Source organism: Citrobacter sp. 506, from assembly GCF_050434985.1.
Taxonomy (GTDB): domain Bacteria; phylum Pseudomonadota; class Gammaproteobacteria; order Enterobacterales; family Enterobacteriaceae; genus Citrobacter; species Citrobacter braakii.
The window spans coordinates 508,980-525,442 of sequence record NZ_JBNDJN010000002.1 but is presented as its reverse complement, the minus strand read 5'-3'; the positions used below and the strand labels follow the sequence as shown (position 1 = coordinate 525,442).

10 protein-coding genes are annotated in these 16,463 nt (G+C 55.1%); 8 read left to right on the top strand and 2 right to left on the bottom strand.

Annotation, left to right across the window (positions count from 1 at the left end):
• Positions 1 to 11 precede the first annotated feature (11 nt).
• Together ABIE10_RS12560 and sseA are read right to left on the bottom strand one after the other, a co-directional pair.
• On the bottom strand, positions 12 to 1,553 hold the full coding sequence (locus ABIE10_RS12560) for a PTS transporter subunit EIIC (RefSeq protein WP_279264174.1): 1,542 nt from the start codon (positions 1,551 to 1,553) through the stop codon (positions 12 to 14).
• 163 nt (positions 1,554 to 1,716) lie between these two features.
• Positions 1,717 to 2,577, bottom strand: coding sequence for a 3-mercaptopyruvate sulfurtransferase (gene sseA / locus ABIE10_RS12555; protein ID WP_429155897.1), 861 nt, complete (start codon positions 2,575 to 2,577; stop codon positions 1,717 to 1,719).
• 206 nt (positions 2,578 to 2,783) lie between these two features.
• Between sseA and ABIE10_RS12550 the strand changes: the two genes are divergently transcribed.
• From ABIE10_RS12550 to ABIE10_RS12515, 8 genes are all read left to right on the top strand, one after another.
• Positions 2,784 to 7,718 carry an alpha-2-macroglobulin family protein gene (locus ABIE10_RS12550; RefSeq protein ID WP_429155896.1) on the top strand — a complete coding sequence of 1,645 codons (4,935 nt, stop codon included), beginning with the start codon at positions 2,784 to 2,786 and terminating at the stop codon, positions 7,716 to 7,718.
• Complete coding sequence (gene pbpC / locus ABIE10_RS12545; protein ID WP_429155894.1) at positions 7,719 to 10,031, top strand: peptidoglycan glycosyltransferase PbpC; 2,313 nt, start codon at positions 7,719 to 7,721, stop codon at positions 10,029 to 10,031. It begins immediately after the preceding gene.
• A 136-nt stretch (positions 10,032 to 10,167) separates the two neighbouring features.
• Positions 10,168 to 10,599: a nucleoside-diphosphate kinase gene (ndk, locus tag ABIE10_RS12540; protein ID WP_003037710.1), complete on the top strand. Its 432-nt coding sequence runs from the start codon at positions 10,168 to 10,170 to the stop codon at positions 10,597 to 10,599.
• 256 nt (positions 10,600 to 10,855) lie between these two features.
• Complete coding sequence (locus tag ABIE10_RS12535) at positions 10,856 to 12,022, top strand: bifunctional tRNA (adenosine(37)-C2)-methyltransferase TrmG/ribosomal RNA large subunit methyltransferase RlmN (RefSeq protein ID WP_016154002.1); 1,167 nt, start codon at positions 10,856 to 10,858, stop codon at positions 12,020 to 12,022.
• Between the two features lie 284 nt (positions 12,023 to 12,306).
• Entirely contained in the window at positions 12,307 to 13,296 is a 990-nt protein-coding gene (gene rodZ, locus ABIE10_RS12530) for a cytoskeleton protein RodZ (RefSeq protein WP_016154001.1), read from the top strand.
• Positions 13,297 to 13,322: 26 nt separating this feature from the next.
• The gene (gene ispG, locus ABIE10_RS12525) at positions 13,323 to 14,441 is read left to right on the top strand and encodes a flavodoxin-dependent (E)-4-hydroxy-3-methylbut-2-enyl-diphosphate synthase (RefSeq protein WP_016154000.1); all 1,119 of its coding nucleotides are present in this window, start codon (positions 13,323 to 13,325) and stop codon (positions 14,439 to 14,441) included.
• Positions 14,442 to 14,551: 110 nt separating this feature from the next.
• On the top strand, positions 14,552 to 15,826 hold the full coding sequence (gene hisS, locus ABIE10_RS12520) for a histidine--tRNA ligase (RefSeq protein WP_429155890.1): 1,275 nt from the start codon (positions 14,552 to 14,554) through the stop codon (positions 15,824 to 15,826).
• Between the two features lie 13 nt (positions 15,827 to 15,839).
• Positions 15,840 to 16,460 (top strand): YfgM family protein, encoded by a 621-nt coding sequence (locus ABIE10_RS12515; RefSeq protein WP_016157128.1) that lies wholly within the window; start codon positions 15,840 to 15,842, stop codon positions 16,458 to 16,460.
• The last annotated feature ends 3 nt before the right edge of the window (positions 16,461 to 16,463 follow it).

Below are 16,463 nucleotides of genomic sequence, written 5' to 3'. Positions count from 1 at the left end.
GATTGGCTCCTTCAGAGAAACGCCTCTACGGCTTCTCGCATTTTCTTAACGTGCAGTCCGTAGACCACCTGAACGTTATTACCTTGTTTAATGACGCCTTTCGCGCCGGTCGCTTTGAGCTGCGGCTCGTTGATGATGGCGATATCTTTCACGGTGACGCGCAGACGGGTGTAACAGTTATCAACCACTTCAATATTGGCGCGACCTCCCAGCCCGGCAATAATGGCTTCGCCAGAATCATCGCGGCCTTTTGCCTGATAATCTTTTTTGCTGTACAAACGTGTCTCCCGCGCGTCCTCCTCACGACCTGGCGTTTTCATATCGAAATAGCGGATAAGAAAGCGAAAGATGACGAAGTAGAGAACGAACATCATCATCCCGACCGCGATGTACATCGGCCAGTTAGCCTTTTCGACGCCCAGCGGCAGGTTGTAGAGAATGAAGTCAATGACGCCGTTGGCGCCGATGGCGTGAACATCCAGCAGAGAAAACAGCATCATGCCGATGCCGGTCAGCACCGCGTGTACCACAAACAGCAGCGGAGCGACAAACAGGAAGGAAAACTCAATGGGCTCGGTGACGCCGACCAGTAATGAGGTCAGCGCGGCGGGGAGCAGAATGGCCTTCGCGGCAGCCCTGCGTTGTGGCGTGGCCGTCATATACATAGCCAGCGCGGCGGCAGGCAAGCCAAACATTTTACTGATGCCGCGAGCGTCCCACACCACCGTATTGCTGAGCTGTGCCACTGTCGGACAGGCCATCTCGGCGAAATAGATGTTGCGCGCCCCCTGATACACATTACCGCAAACCTCGGCAGTGCCGCCCAGTTCGGTATACAGAAACGGCGTGTAAACCAGGTGGTGTAGTCCGGTCGGCACCAGAATGCGTTCAAGAAAACCGTAAATAGCGACGCCGTAAGGTCCAGCGTCTTTAATGGTCAACGCCATGGTACTGATGCCATGCTGAGCGAAAGGCCACAGTTCGCTCATCGCTACGCCGAGAAGCATTGAGGTGGGCAGAATAATGATGGCGACGAAACAGTGGCCTGAGTAAATCGCCATCGCGCCGCTGAACTGCACGCCGGAATAGCGGTTATAGAGATAACCTGCCACGACGCCCAGCAAAATCCCGGCAAAAACGCCCATCTCCAGCACCTGCACGCCAAGCACCATACTCTGACCCGCACCGCGCATCTGATCCGTCGCAACCAGATCGCCGCGTAGCTGAAGCGCGACGTTCATCGCGTTGATAAAAACAATAAAAGCGACAAGACCTGTCAAGGCCGCATAACCTTTATCACGGGTGGCAAGGCCAATGGGAATACCGACGGCGAAAACCAGCGCCAGGTTTGCCAGTACAGATACGGCGGATTTCGCAATTAACTGACCACTGTTTTGTAAAATGGGATGAGCGAGAAAAGGCAAATATTGCGCAAGATTGCCATTGCTAAGGACGTTACCGAAGGCAATGAATAAGCCCACGATCGGGAGAATGAGCACCGGACCATAGAGCGATTTGCCAAAATTTTGTAGGGCATTGACAGCTCTTTTCATCATGTTCTCTCTTATATGAACCGCACATCAGAGTGCGAAAACAGGACAAAGTTAGCAGCGTCAAAGGGGAGGATTCTAGCTATCTGTTTGTTTTAAAAACAAATGACGCATAACGTTACATGTAACGTTATGCGTTGTGAGCGGGGTAACAGCAGGGGGAGGGTTAAGCAGAGGGATTATGGACGGCCGGTTCTACCGGTAAATCGTTACGCGCGCCCCATTCGCTCCATGCACCGTCATACAATGCGACGTTAGAAACGCCCAGCGTGGCAAGCGCCAGCACAACCACCGCCGCCGTGACGCCTGAGCCGCAGCTAGCGATAATGGGACGGTCAAAGCTTACGCCATGGCTGAAGAAAATAGCATCCAGTTCGTCGGTAGTTTTCAGTTCACCGTCACGAACCAGTTCTGTCCACGGTACGTTAAGCGCACCAGGCACATGGCCACGCTTGAGGCCCGGACGCGGCTCGTCAACTTCGGCATTAAAACGTGCAGCCGGTCGGGCATCGACGATCTGCGCCGTTTTTTCATGACTGGCCAGCAGTACGTCGGTAACGCGCACAACCGCTTCAGGCGTAAATGCCACGTTAAATTCACCTTCCGGTAAATCCTCATTTCCTTCTTTGAGCATTAGCTCATCGCGCTGCCAGCCAGCCAGACCGCCCGCCAGAATGGAGACATTCTCGACACCAAATGTCCGCAGCATCCACCATGCGCGCGGCGCGGAAAACAGGTTGCCATCATCGTAGACAACCAGGTGTTTATCCTGATGAACGCCCAATTCGCGCATCGCTACGGCAAAGGCTTCCGGTCGCGGCATCATATGCGGTAGCGGTGACGTATGGTCGGAAAGCGCTTCAATATCAAAAAAGACTGCGCCAGGAATATGGCCCGCGCGATACTCCTCGCCAACATCGCGATCTTCCTGTCCTGGAGGTGCCATCCGGGCATCAAGAATTTGTATTTCCGGGTCGTCAATGTGTTCGGCAAGCCAGTCGGCAGCGACAAAAAAGGCGGTGGTCATAGGCATCTCCATTTTTACCAGGTTTTGGCAAATTGTCGGATGTTTAGTGCAATGCGACAAGTAAAAGAGGCTGATTTGTCAGGCGAATCCACATTAATCACGAAAAATAGGACAACGTAGAACAGTTACTGGCTTCCACAGCCGAAAATCTGACGCATAATAGTTGTTCTACGTAGCTAACGGGCCACTACGGCCAGGGATGAAAAATGAAACATTTACGCGTAGCGGCCTGTATGCTGATGCTGGCACTGGTTGGGTGCGATAATAATAACGAAAAATCACCGACGGCTGCGAAGCCTGATGCGCCTGCACCGCAGACTGCGCCAGCAAAAGATAAGGCCCAATTACAAAAGCTGATTCAGCAAAGCCAGGGTAAGTCGCTGACGCTGCTTGATGCCTCCGAGGTCCAACTCGACGGCGCGGCAACGCTTGTTTTGACCTTTTCCATTCCCCTCGATCCGGAACAAGATTTTTCTCGCGTAGTGCACGTTGTTGATAAAAAAAGCGGCAAAGTGGATGGTGCCTGGGAGCTGGCGCCAAATCTAAAAGAGCTACGCTTACGCCATCTCGAACCTAACCGGGAACTGGTGGTTACCATTGAGCGTGATTTGCTGGCGCTGAATAAAGCGACGTTCGCTATCGATTATGAAAAAAACATTACCACCCGCGACGTCCAGCCAAGCGTAGGGTTCGCTAGTCGCGGCTCGCTGCTGCCGGGAAAAGTGATTGAAGGGTTACCGGTGATGGCCCTTAACGTTAATAGCGTGGATGTGAACTTCTTTCGCGTGAAGCCTGAATCGCTCGGTGCGTTTGTCAGCCAGTGGGAATACCGTAATTCGTTGTCAAACTGGGAGTCAGACAATCTGCTGAAAATGGCGGAGCTGGTTTATACCGGACGCTTTGACCTCAATCCTGAGCGTAACACCCGAGAGAAGCTGCTACTGCCACTGAGCGATATCAAGCCGTTGCAGCAAGCAGGCGTTTACATTGCGGTGATGAATCAGGCCGGACACTATAACTACAGCAATGCTGCTACGCTGTTTACGCTCAGTGACATTGGTGTCTCTGCGCACCGTTACCACAATCAACTGGATGTCTTTACGCAGAGTCTGGAAAACGGCGCTGCGCAGCAGGGTATTGAGGTCACGTTACTCAACGAAAAAGGGCAGACGCTGGCGCAGGCTACCAGCGACGCGCAGGGTCACGTCAAGCTGGAAACCGATAAAGACGCGGCCTTATTGCTGGCCCGCAAAGACGGGCAAACCACGCTGCTGGACCTGAAGCTCCCGGCGTTGGATCTGGCTGAATTTGATATTGCCGGCGCGCCGGGATACAGCAAGCAGTTCTTTATGTTTGGCCCCCGTGACCTCTATCGCCCTGGCGAAACGGTGATCCTCAACGGATTACTGCGAGATAGCGACGGCAAAACGCTGCCTGACCAGCCGGTGAAGCTGGAGGTCGTTAAGCCCGACGGACAGGTGTTACGCTCGGTAGTGAGCCAGCCGGAAAACGGTCTGTATCGCTTTAGCTGGCCGCTGGACAGCAGCGCGCCAACCGGCATGTGGCATATTCGTGCCAATACTGGCGACAACCAGTCGCGGATGTGGGATTTCCACGTCGAAGATTTTATGCCTGAGCGGATGGCGCTCAATCTCACCGCCAATAAAATGCCGGTGGCTCCAACTGATGAAGTGAAGTTCTCGGTGGTGGGCTACTACCTGTACGGCGCGCCCGCCAACGGCAATGCTCTGCAAGGGCAGCTTTTCCTGCGCCCGCTGCGGGAAGCGGTGCAGGCATTACCGGGGTTCCAGTTTGGTAATATTGCCGAAGAAAATCTTTCTCGCAGCCTCGATGAGGTTCAGTTGACGCTGGATGACCACGGTCGCGGCGAAGTGACTACCAACAGCCAATGGCAGGAGACGCATTCTCCGTTACAGGTGATTCTGCAAGCCAGCCTGCTGGAGTCGGGTGGCCGTCCGGTGACGCGTCGTGTTGAACAAGCCATCTGGCCTGCGGATACGCTGCCAGGTATTCGTCCGCAGTTTGCGGCGAGAGCCGTTTATGACTACCGCACCGATACTACCGTCAATCAGCCTGGCGTTGATGAAAACAGCAATGCCGCTTTTGATATTGTGTATGCCGATGCGCAAGGTGAGAAAAAAGCGGTGTCCGGTTTACAGGTGCGTTTGATTCGTGAACGCCGTGATTATTACTGGAACTGGTCTGAAGGCGAGGGCTGGCAATCGCAGTTCGATCAAAAAGATCTGGTTGAGGGTGAGCAGACCCTGGATCTTAAGGCCGATGAGACCGGTAAAGTCAGCTTCCCTGTCGAGTGGGGTGCCTATCGCCTGGAAGTGAAAGCTCCGAATGATGCGGTGAGCAGCGTGCGCTTCTGGGCTGGTTATAGCTGGCAGGATAACAGCGACGGCAGCGGGACAGTACGTCCCGATCGCGTGACCCTGAAACTGGATAAACCCGGCTATCGTCCCGGCGATACCATAAAGCTACACATTGCCGCCCCCGCTGCTGGCAAAGGTTACGCGATGGTGGAGTCCAGCGAAGGCCCGCTGTGGTGGCAAGAGATAGACGTACCGACGGATGGTCTTGATATCTCCATCCCGGTCGATAAAACCTGGAATCGCCATGACTTGTATCTCAGCGCGCTGGTGGTTCGTCCTGGCGACAAGTCTCGTTCGGCAACGCCAAAGCGGGCAGTCGGCTTACTGCATTTGCCGTTAGGCGATGAAAACCGTCGTCTGGCGCTGGCGCTGGAAAGTCCGGCGAAAATGCGTCCAAATCAGCCGTTGACCGTCAAGATTAAAGCCAGTGTTAAAAATGGCGATGTGCCAAAACAGGTTAACGTGCTGGTCTCAGCCGTTGACAGCGGGGTGTTGAACATTACCGATTACGCCACGCCGGATCCCTGGCAGGCGTTTTTCGGGCAAAAACGCTATGGCGCGGATATTTATGATATTTACGGCCAGGTGATCGAAGGGCAAGGACGTCTGGCGGCGCTGCGCTTTGGTGGTGATGGCGATGAGTTAAAACGCGGCGGCAAGCCACCGGTTAATCACGTCAATATCGTGGCGCAACAGGCGCTGCCGGTGACGCTTAACGAGCAGGGCGAAGGTACGGTGACGTTACCAATTGGTGATTTCAACGGCGAGCTGCGGGTAATGGCGCAAGCCTGGACGGCGGATGACTTTGGCAGTAGCGAAAGCAAAGTGATTGTCGCCGCGCCGGTAATTACTGAACTGAACATGCCGCGCTTTCTGGCGGGGGGCGATACCTCGCGCCTGACGCTGGACGTGACCAACCTGACTGACAAACCGCAAACGCTGATTATTAATCTCGCGGCCAGCGGTTTACTGGAGCTGATGGGGCAAGATCCCGCCCCGGTGAATCTGGCGCCAGGCGTACGGACTACGCTGTTTATTCCGGTGCGTGCGCGGGAGGGCTTTGGCGATGGCGAAATTCAGGCGCAAATTAGCGGTCTGAATCTACCGGGTGAAACGCTGCCTGTTCAGCATAAACAGTGGAAAATTGGCGTGCGACCGGCGTTCCCGGCGCAAACTGTTAATTACGGCGTCGCACTTCAGCCGGGCGCAACCTGGCAGCTTCCGGGCGAAGAACTGACGAATTTCTCTCCTGTGACGATGCAGGGACAACTGCTATTCAGCGGTAAACCACCGCTGAATCTGGCGCGCTATATCCGTGAACTGAAAGCTTACCCTTACGGTTGCCTCGAGCAAACGGCGAGCGGGTTGTTCCCATCCTTATACACCAATGCCGCGCAGTTGAAGGCGTTAGGTATCGCGGGCGACAGCGATGAAAAACGCCGTGCGGCAGTAGAGATTGGCATCTCTCGTTTACTGCAAATGCAGCGTGATAACGGCGGTTTTGCGCTGTGGGATAAGAACGGGTCGGAAGAGTACTGGCTGACCGCGTATGTGATGGATTTCCTCGTTCGCGCGAATGAACAGGGCTATAGCGTTCCGGCAGAGGTGATTAACCGGGGTAACGAGCGGCTGCTGCGCTATTTGCAGGATCCGGGCATGATGTCGATTCGCTATACCGACGACGCATCAGCAAGCCGGTTTGCTGTACAGGCCTACGCCGCGCTGGTGCTGGCTCGTCAGCAGAAAGCCCCGCTCGGCGCGCTGCGTGAGATCTGGGAGCGTCGTACGCAGGCGGCTTCCGGTTTACCGCTGTTGCAACTGGGGATAGCGCTGAAAAACATGGGCGACGCCAACCGCAGTGAACAAGCGTTGACGCTGGCGCTGAATACGCCACGTCGCGATGCGCAGCAGTGGATGGCGGATTACGGCAGTCAGCTACGTGACAACGCGCTGATGCTGGCATTGTTGGAAGAGAACAAGCTTAAACCTGACGTGCAGAATACGCTGCTGAACACTTTGTCAGAACAGGCCTTTGGGCAGCGCTGGCTCTCTACTCAGGAAAACAATGCGCTGTTCCTTGCCGCGCGTACGTTACAGGACTTGCCTGGCTCGTGGCTGGCGCAAACGTCACTCTCTGAACAGGCGTTAGCCGGGGAGAAATCACAAACGCGTAATCTGGATGCTGACGCGCTGTCTACGCTGAACGTCACCAATACCGGTAATCTGCCGCTGTGGCTGCGTCTGGATGTGAGTGGTTACCCGCAAACCTCGCCAACGCCTGCCAGCAACGTCCTGCACATTGAGCGTCAGATCCTGGGGCTCGACGGGAACAGCAAAGCGCTGGATTCTTTGCGCAGCGGCGAGCTGGTACTGGTCTGGCTGGAGGTGAAAGCCAGCCAGAACGTACCGGATGCGCTGGTGGTTGACTTACTGCCTGCCGGCCTGGAGCTGGAAAACCAGAATCTGGCCAACGGCAGCGCCAGCCTGCAGGACAGCGGCAGCGAGGTAGCGAATTTGCTCAATCAGATGCAGCAGGCGGATATCCAGCACGTTGAGTTCCGTGACGATCGCTTTGTCGCCGCGGTAGCGGTCAACGAAGGGCAGCCTGTGACGCTGGTCTATCTGGCGCGGGCGGTAACGCCGGGGACCTATCAGGTTCCTGTGCCGCAGGTGGAGTCAATGTATGTTCCGCAGTGGCGCGCGACCGGTGCGACAGAGGGGCTTTTGATTGTCAGACCGTAAATGATGCGCGGGTTGGGGAAACGCGGCTGCTGGCTCTGGCTGGCAGCCGTTGCGCTATTGCTGGTAGCGTGGGTTTGGGCGGCAGATAAAATCTGGCCGCTGCCGCTTCACGAAGTCGATCCGGCACGTGTCGTGGTGGCTTACGATGGTACGCCGCTATGGCGCTTCGCCGACGCGGACGGCATCTGGCGTTATCCGGTGACTATTGATGAGGTGTCCCCCCGTTACCTTGAGGCGTTAATCAACTACGAAGACCGCTGGTTCTGGAAACATCCCGGCGTCAATCCGTTTTCAGTGCTGCGCGCGGCATGGCAGGACCTCTCCTCAGGTCGCGTCGTTTCAGGCGGCAGTACGCTCACCATGCAGGTCGCACGATTACTCGATCCCCACCCGCGAACTTTCGGCGGCAAGTTCCGCCAGCTCTGGCGCGCATTGCAGCTGGAATGGCATCTTTCTAAGCGCGACATACTGACGCTATATCTTAACCGTGCGCCGTTTGGCGGCACGCTGCAGGGCGTGGGTGCTGCGAGCTGGGCCTACCTTGGTAAATCACCCGCACAGTTGAGTTATTCCGATGCCGCGCTGCTGGCCGTGTTGCCGCAGGCACCGAGCCGTCTGCGCCCGGACCGCTGGCCGGACCGCGCTGAAGCGGCGCGCAATAAAGTGTTTGAGCGCATGGCGACGCAGGGCGTTTGGCCTGCCAGACAGGTGCAGGAGTCACGCGAAGAACCGGTCTGGCTGGCGCCCAGACAAATGCCGCAGCTAGCGCCGTTATTCTCGCGCATGATGCTGGGAAAAAGCCGGAGCGATAAAATCGTGACCACCCTTGACGCCGGATTGCAGCGCCAACTGGAAGAGCTGGCGCAAAACTGGAAGGGCCGCTTACCTGCGCGCAGTTCGCTGGCGATGATTGTGGTCGATCACACTGATATGAGCGTGCGTGGCTGGGTGGGGTCGGTAGATATGAATGACGACTCCCGCTTTGGCCATGTGGATATGGTGAATGCGATCCGCTCGCCGGGCTCGGTGCTGAAGCCGTTTATCTATGGTCTGGCGCTGGATGACGGATTAATTCATCCTGCTTCATTGTTGCAGGATGTGCCACGTCGAACCGGAGATTATCGACCAGGGAATTTTGACAGTGGTTTTCATGGCCCGGTCAGTATGAGCGAAGCGCTGGTGCGCTCGCTGAATTTACCCGCCGTGCAGGTACTTGAAGCCTATGGCCCGAAGCGTTTTGCCGCATCGTTACGTAACGTTGGCTTACCGCTGTATCTGCCCGCTGGTGCCGCACCGAATCTGTCGCTGATTTTGGGCGGGGCAGGGGCCAGACTGGAAGACATGGCGGCGGCGTACAGTGCCTTTGCCCGTCAGGGAAAAGCGGGAAAACTGCGCCTGCAGCCAGACGATCCACTGCTGGAGCGTCCGTTGATGTCGGTAGGCGCGGCGTGGATTATTCGCCGCATTATGGCTGACGAAGCGCAACCGCTGCCGGATAACGCGCTGAGCAGAGTGGTTCCGCTGGCGTGGAAAACGGGTACCAGTTATGGCTATCGCGATGCGTGGGCGATTGGCGTTAACGCCCGTTATGTGATGGGGATCTGGACCGGCAGACCCGACGGTACGCCGGTGGTGGGCCAGTTTGGTTTTGCCAGCGCCGTGCCGCTGCTCAATCAGGTCAACAATCTTTTGCTCTCTCGCGGGACAAATCAGCCGGAGGATCCGCGCCCTGAATCCGTTAGCCGCGGCGTAGTGTGCTGGCCGGGCGGGCAGTCACTTGCGCCCGGAGACAGTAACTGTCGACGCCGTCTGGCAACCTGGCTGCTGGACGGCAGCCAGCCGCCCACGTTGTTATTGCCCGAACAGGAGGGCGTGAGTGGCATTCGTTTCCCCGTCTGGCTGGACGATGAAGGTAAACGTGTGGCGGCGGATTGCCCGCAGGCGCGCGAACAAACGTTAATCGTCTGGCCTTTACCGCTGGAGCCATGGCTGCCGGAGTCAGAGCGCCGTGGGGCGAGATTACCGCCGGTTTCTGCCACGTGTCCGCCGCTGGGGCAGGATGCTTCGCTGCCGTTGCAGTTGACAGGGGTTCGTGATGGCGCGATCGTGAAGCGTTTACCCGGTTCTGCGCTGGCCTCATTGCCAGTACAAACCAGCGGTGGGACTGGCGATCGCTGGTGGTTTCTTAACGGTGAACGGCTGGATGAACGCGGACGCCGTCTTACGCTACGGCTGGCGACCAAAGGGGATTATCAACTGCTGGTGATGGATGACGCCGGACAGGTGGCGACGGTGAGATTTTCGTTGCAGTAGACCACCAGGTGACTTTTGTTGCTAAAATTCATCTTATTTTAAAGAAATGTTATCTTCGTCAATAGTCAATTGCCGGGATGCTCTTTATAATCCGCGCCAGGTAAACAACAACAAAACATCTTTTTCAGAGGTAATCATGGCTATTGAACGTACTTTTTCCATCATCAAACCAAACGCGGTGGCAAAAAACGTTATTGGGAGCATCTTTGCGCGCTTTGAAGCAGCAGGGTTCAAAATTGTCGGTACTAAAATGCTGCACCTGACCGTTGAGCAGGCGCGTGGCTTCTATGCTGAGCATGATGGTAAGCCGTTCTTTGACGGTCTGGTTGAATTCATGACCTCCGGTCCTATCGTTGTTTCTGTTCTGGAAAGCGAAAATGCCGTGCAGCGTCACCGTGATCTGCTGGGTGCAACCAACCCGGCGAATGCGCTGGCGGGTACTCTGCGTGCAGACTACGCTGATAGCTTCACTGAGAACGGTACTCACGGTTCCGACTCCGTTGAATCTGCCGCGCGTGAAATCGCCTATTTCTTCGGTGAAGGCGAGGTTTGCCCGCGCACGCGCTAATCTCCTGCGTCTTTCACATCGCATCGTTTTCTATGCTTTCGGGGAGGCTCGAACGTGCCGCTTTCCTGCGATGCGAAATCCTTTGGAGAGGAATTAGCGATTTACATATTATTTTCGCTAATGCTTCGTGCAAACGTGGCATACCTGCGCCAGACTTTGTACAATGCAACGCCCCGGAAGAGCAGAACGCTTGCCGGGGCGTTTCTTTTTAACCCTCCACGGGCCACAACGTGTAACAACGAGGCCGGAAAAAATTATGTCTGAATTAGTTAACACCTCTGAAGTCGTCATTCCTGCGGTTCCAAATAAAAATGGAAAAATCAACCTGCTGGATCTGAACCGTCAGCAAATGCGCGAATTCTTCAAAGATATGGGTGAAAAACCGTTTCGTGCCGATCAGGTCATGAAGTGGATGTACCACTATTGCAGCGACAACTTTGATGACATGACTGACATCAATAAGGTGCTGCGTAACAAGCTGAAAGAAGTGGCTGAAATTCGCGCCCCGGAAGTGGTGGAAGAGCAGCGTTCTTCTGACGGTACGATCAAATGGGCCATCGCGGTTGGCGATCAGCGCGTAGAAACCGTGTATATCCCGGAAGACGATCGCGCGACCCTGTGTGTTTCTTCACAGGTCGGTTGTGCATTAGAGTGTAAATTCTGCTCTACGGCGCAACAGGGCTTTAACCGTAACCTGCGGGTGTCGGAAATCATTGGTCAGGTCTGGCGTGCGGCGAAAATCGTCGGTGCGGTGAAAGCTACCGGCGTGCGTCCTATCACTAACGTAGTGATGATGGGGATGGGCGAGCCGCTGCTCAACCTGACCAACGTGGTGCCAGCGATGGAAATCATGCTGGATGACTTCGGTTTTGGGCTGTCCAAGCGTCGCGTCACGCTCTCCACCTCAGGCGTTGTCCCTGCGCTGGATAAGCTGGGCGATATGATTGATGTCGCGCTGGCGATTTCTCTGCATGCGCCGAACGATGAAATTCGTGACGAAATTGTACCTATCAACAAAAAGTACAATATCGAAACATTCCTTGGCGCAGTTCGTCGTTATCTGGAGAAGTCCAACGCTAACCAGGGTCGAGTGACCATTGAGTATGTGATGTTAGATCACATCAATGATGGTACTGAACACGCGCATCAGTTGGCAGAGTTGCTGAAAGATACGCCGTGTAAGATTAACCTGATCCCGTGGAACCCGTTCCCAGGCGCGCCATATGGCCGTAGCTCTAACAGCCGTATCGATCGTTTCTCTAAAGTGTTGATGAGCTATGGTTTCACTACCATCGTGCGTAAAACACGTGGCGATGACATCGATGCAGCCTGCGGTCAGCTGGCGGGTGACGTTATCGACCGTACCAAGCGTACCCTGCGTAAGCGTATGCAGGGCGACGCTATCGATATCAAGACCGTTTGATGTTGAGTGCACTACGGTATAATTCATGTACCGTAGTGCAACGTAAGCCAAATGAGGTTCTTTGTTGTTTTCGTGAGGTCAATAATAACGGTGCGTTTTTGTCGACTTTAAGGCAGTATGTAGCGGCGCAACAAGCCTTTAGCCCTCAGGTTTACGTTGTTTTGTCTTTGATAGTCTGACCGTTTTATACTGTCTGACGAAGGTTAACTGACCAGATGTTTCGCGGTGTGGGTGAGCATTGTGGCTCGCCGGCATCAGAACCCAAATTTACGCAGCTGTAGCGAATGAATACTGAAGCCACGCACGACAAAAATGAAGCACTATCCACCGGCGTTCGTCTGCGCAATGCCCGTGAACAACTCGGATTCAGCCAGCAGGCAGTCGCGGAGCGACTTTGCCTGAAGGTCTCCACGGTACGTGATATTGAAGAAGATAAGGCGCCAGCCGATCTCGCTTCAACATTCCTGCGCGGGTATATCCGTTCTTATGCGCGTCTGGTGCATATTCCTGAAGAAGAACTGTTGCCAGGGCTGGAAAAACAGGCTCCGATTCGCCCAGCCAAAGTCGCACCGATGCAGAGCTTCTCGCTCGGTAAGCGTCGTAAGAAACGTGACGGCTGGTTAATGACCTTTACCTGGCTGGTGCTGTTTGTCGTTGTCGGACTGACGGGAGCCTGGTGGTGGCAGAACCATAAGGCGCAGCAGGAAGAGATCACCACCATGGCCGATCAATCCTCCGCTGAGCTGAATGCCGGTAAAGATGGTGCGCAGAACGTACCGTTAGATACCAGCGCCGCAGCGGGCCAGGATACTACCCCGGCTCCAGACGATGGCGCGGTGGCGGACGCAGCGCCTACGCCAGATGTTGCTGCAACCCCGGCACCTGCCGCTGATGCGCAGCAGAATGCCGTTGTGGCACCTTCTCAGGCTAACGTCGATACCGCAACTGCTGCGCCAGCTACCGCGGCGCCGCTGCCGACTGACCAGGCGGGTGTCACTACCCCTGCCGCCGATCCTAACGCACTGGTAATGAACTTTACTGCCGATTGCTGGCTGGAAGTGACCGATGCGACCGGAAAAAAACTGTTCAGTGGTATGCAGCGTAAGGACGGCAATCTGAATCTGACGGGTCAGGCACCGTACAAACTGAAAATTGGCGCTCCGGCGGCAGTGCAGATTCAGTTCCAGGGTAAACCTGTCGATCTGAGTCGTTTTATCAGAACTAACCAGGTTGCGCGTCTGACCGTTAATGCCGAACAATCACCGGCTCAGTAACAGACGGCAATGCGGGAGATTTTTTAATGCATAACCAGGCTCCAATTCAACGTAGAAAATCGACACGCATTTACGTTGGGAATGTGCCGATCGGCGATGGCGCGCCCATCGCCGTACAGTCTATGACCAATACGCGTACCACAGATGTGGAAGCGACGGTTAATCAGATCAAAGCGCTGGAACGCGTCGGCGCAGATATTGTTCGTGTCTCTGTACCGACAATGGATGCCGCAGAAGCGTTCAAGCTTATCAAACAGCAGGTTAATGTCCCGCTGGTTGCCGATATTCACTTCGACTATCGTATCGCGCTGAAGGTGGCGGAATACGGCGTCGATTGCCTGCGTATCAACCCAGGCAATATTGGTAATGAAGAGCGTATCCGCATGGTAGTGGACTGCGCTCGTGATAAAAATATTCCTATCCGTATCGGCGTCAACGCCGGATCGCTGGAAAAAGATCTGCAGGAAAAATACGGTGAACCGACGCCGCAGGCGCTGCTGGAATCCGCTATGCGCCATGTGGATCACCTCGATCGTCTGAACTTCGATCAATTCAAAGTCAGCGTTAAAGCGTCTGACGTTTTCCTCGCCGTAGAATCCTATCGCCTGCTGGCGAAACAGATCGATCAACCGCTGCATTTGGGGATCACCGAAGCCGGTGGCGCACGCAGCGGGGCGGTAAAATCAGCGATCGGTTTAGGATTGCTGTTGTCCGAAGGGATCGGCGATACGCTGCGTGTCTCTCTGGCAGCGGATCCGGTGGAAGAGATCAAGGTTGGCTTCGATATCCTGAAATCGCTGCGCATTCGTGCGCGCGGGATCAACTTTATCGCCTGCCCAACCTGCTCGCGTCAGGAGTTCGACGTTATCGGTACGGTTAACGCGCTGGAACAACGTCTGGAAGATATCATTACGCCAATGGATGTTTCGATCATCGGCTGCGTGGTGAACGGTCCTGGCGAAGCGCTGGTTTCTACGCTGGGCGTCACGGGCGGTAACAAGAAAAGCGGTCTGTATGAAGACGGCGTGCGTAAGGATCGACTCGATAACGACGATATGATTACGCAGCTTGAAGCCCGCATTCGCGCCAAAGCGAGTATCCTGGACGAAGCGCGTCGTATTGACGTGCAGCAGCTTGAAAAATAACAACGTGATGGGAAGCGGCGTGCTTCCCGTGTATGATTGAACCCGCATGGCGCCCGCATTGTTCGGGTTAGCGCTGAGGGTTCATTTTTATATTCATAAAGAGAATAAACGTGGCAAAAAACATTCAAGCCATTCGCGGCATGAACGATTATCTGCCTGGCGAAACCGCCATCTGGCAGCGCATTGAAGGCACTCTCAAAAACGTGCTCGGCAGCTACGGTTACAGTGAAATCCGCTTGCCGATTGTAGAGCAGACCCCGTTATTCAAACGCGCGATCGGTGAAGTCACCGACGTGGTTGAAAAAGAGATGTATACCTTTGAGGACCGTAATGGCGACAGCCTGACGTTGCGTCCTGAAGGGACTGCGGGCTGCGTACGCGCCGGCATCGAACATGGTCTCCTGTACAATCAGGAACAGCGTCTGTGGTATATCGGGCCGATGTTCCGCCACGAACGTCCGCAAAAAGGGCGCTATCGTCAATTCCATCAGCTGGGTGTCGAAGTGTTTGGCCTGCAAGGCCCGGACATCGATGCTGAACTGATTATGCTGACCGCTCGCTGGTGGCGCGCGCTGGGTATTTCTCAACATGTCAGACTTGAGCTGAACTCAATTGGTTCGCTTGAAGCCCGCGCTAACTACCGTGATGCGCTGGTCGCCTACCTGGAACAGCACAAAGAGAAACTGGACGAAGATTGCAAGCGCCGTATGTACACTAACCCGCTGCGCGTTCTCGACTCCAAAAACCCGGAAGTACAGGCGCTGCTCAACGACGCACCTGCACTGGGCGACTATCTTGATGACGACTCTCGCGAGCACTTTGCGGGCCTGTGCAAACTGCTGGAATCCGCAGGTATTGCCTACACCGTCAATCAGCGTCTGGTTCGTGGTCTTGATTATTACAACCGCACCGTATTTGAGTGGGTCACCAGCAGCCTGGGCTCTCAGGGTACCGTGTGTGCCGGTGGGCGTTACGACGGTCTGGTAGAGCAGCTTGGCGGTCGCGCAACGCCGGCCGTGGGCTTTGCCATGGGTCTGGAACGACTTGTTTTGTTAGTTCAGGCAGTTAATCCGGAATTTAACGCAGATCCTGTTGTCGATATATACCTGGTCGCTTCGGGGGCGGATACGCAGTCGGTTGCAATGCGGCTTGCAGAACGTCTGCGCGATGAAGTTCCTGGTGTGAAACTGATGACAAACCACGGTGGCGGCAACTTTAAGAAACAGTTCGCCCGCGCCGACAAGTGGGGCGCCCGCGTTGCACTGGTACTGGGCGAGTCCGAAGTGGCTGACGGTACTGTTGTAGTGAAGGATTTGCGCTCTGGTGAGCAAACGGCAGTAGCGCAGGATAGCGTTGCCGCGCATTTGCGCACTCTACTGGGCTAAGGAGAAGGACAGCGTGGAAATTTACGAGAACGAAAACGACCAGATTGATGCAGTAAAACGCTTCTTTGCTGAAAACGGCAAAGCGCTGGCTGTTGGGGTCATTTTAGGGGTTGGCGCGCTGGTTGGCTGGCGTTACTGGACCAGCCATCAGACGGAGTCCGCACGCTCTGCTTCTCTGGCATATCAAAATACGGTGACTGCGGTTAGCGCGGGTAAACCGGATAGCCTTCCTGCTGCAGAGAAATTTGCCGCAGAAAACAAAAATACCTACGGCGCGTTAGCTTCACTGGAACTGGCGCAGCAGTTTGTTGACCAAAATGAACTTGAGAAAGCCGCAAGCCAGCTGCAACAAGGCTTAGCAGCGACCAGCGATGAGAATCTCAAAGCGGTGATTAACCTGCGTCTGGCTCGTGTTCAGGTTCAGCTTAAACAGGCTGATACCGCGCTGAAAACACTCGACACCATTAAAGGTGAAGGGTGGACGGCCATTGTTGCCGACCTGCGCGGTGAAGCATTGCTGAGCAAAGGCGATAAACAAGGTGCGCGTAGCGCATGGGAAGCGGGCGTGAAAAGCGATGCCTCTCCTGCTCTGAGCGAAATGATGCAGATGAAAATCAATAATTTGTCCATCTGAGAG

What these genes read in the sequence shown, in the direction of transcription:
- ABIE10_RS12560 (WP_279264174.1), bottom strand. Translation starts at nt 1,553, where the DNA reads ATGAAAAGAGCTGTCAATGCCCTACAAAATTTTGGCAAATCGCTCTAT.
- sseA (WP_429155897.1), bottom strand. Translation starts at nt 2,577, where the DNA reads ATGACCACCGCCTTTTTTGTCGCTGCCGACTGGCTTGCCGAACACATT.
- ABIE10_RS12550 (WP_429155896.1), top strand. Translation starts at nt 2,784, where the DNA reads ATGAAACATTTACGCGTAGCGGCCTGTATGCTGATGCTGGCACTGGTT.
- pbpC (WP_429155894.1), top strand. Translation starts at nt 7,719, where the DNA reads ATGATGCGCGGGTTGGGGAAACGCGGCTGCTGGCTCTGGCTGGCAGCC.
- ndk (WP_003037710.1), top strand. Translation starts at nt 10,168, where the DNA reads ATGGCTATTGAACGTACTTTTTCCATCATCAAACCAAACGCGGTGGCA.
- ABIE10_RS12535 (WP_016154002.1), top strand. Translation starts at nt 10,856, where the DNA reads ATGTCTGAATTAGTTAACACCTCTGAAGTCGTCATTCCTGCGGTTCCA.
- rodZ (WP_016154001.1), top strand. Translation starts at nt 12,307, where the DNA reads ATGAATACTGAAGCCACGCACGACAAAAATGAAGCACTATCCACCGGC.
- ispG (WP_016154000.1), top strand. Translation starts at nt 13,323, where the DNA reads ATGCATAACCAGGCTCCAATTCAACGTAGAAAATCGACACGCATTTAC.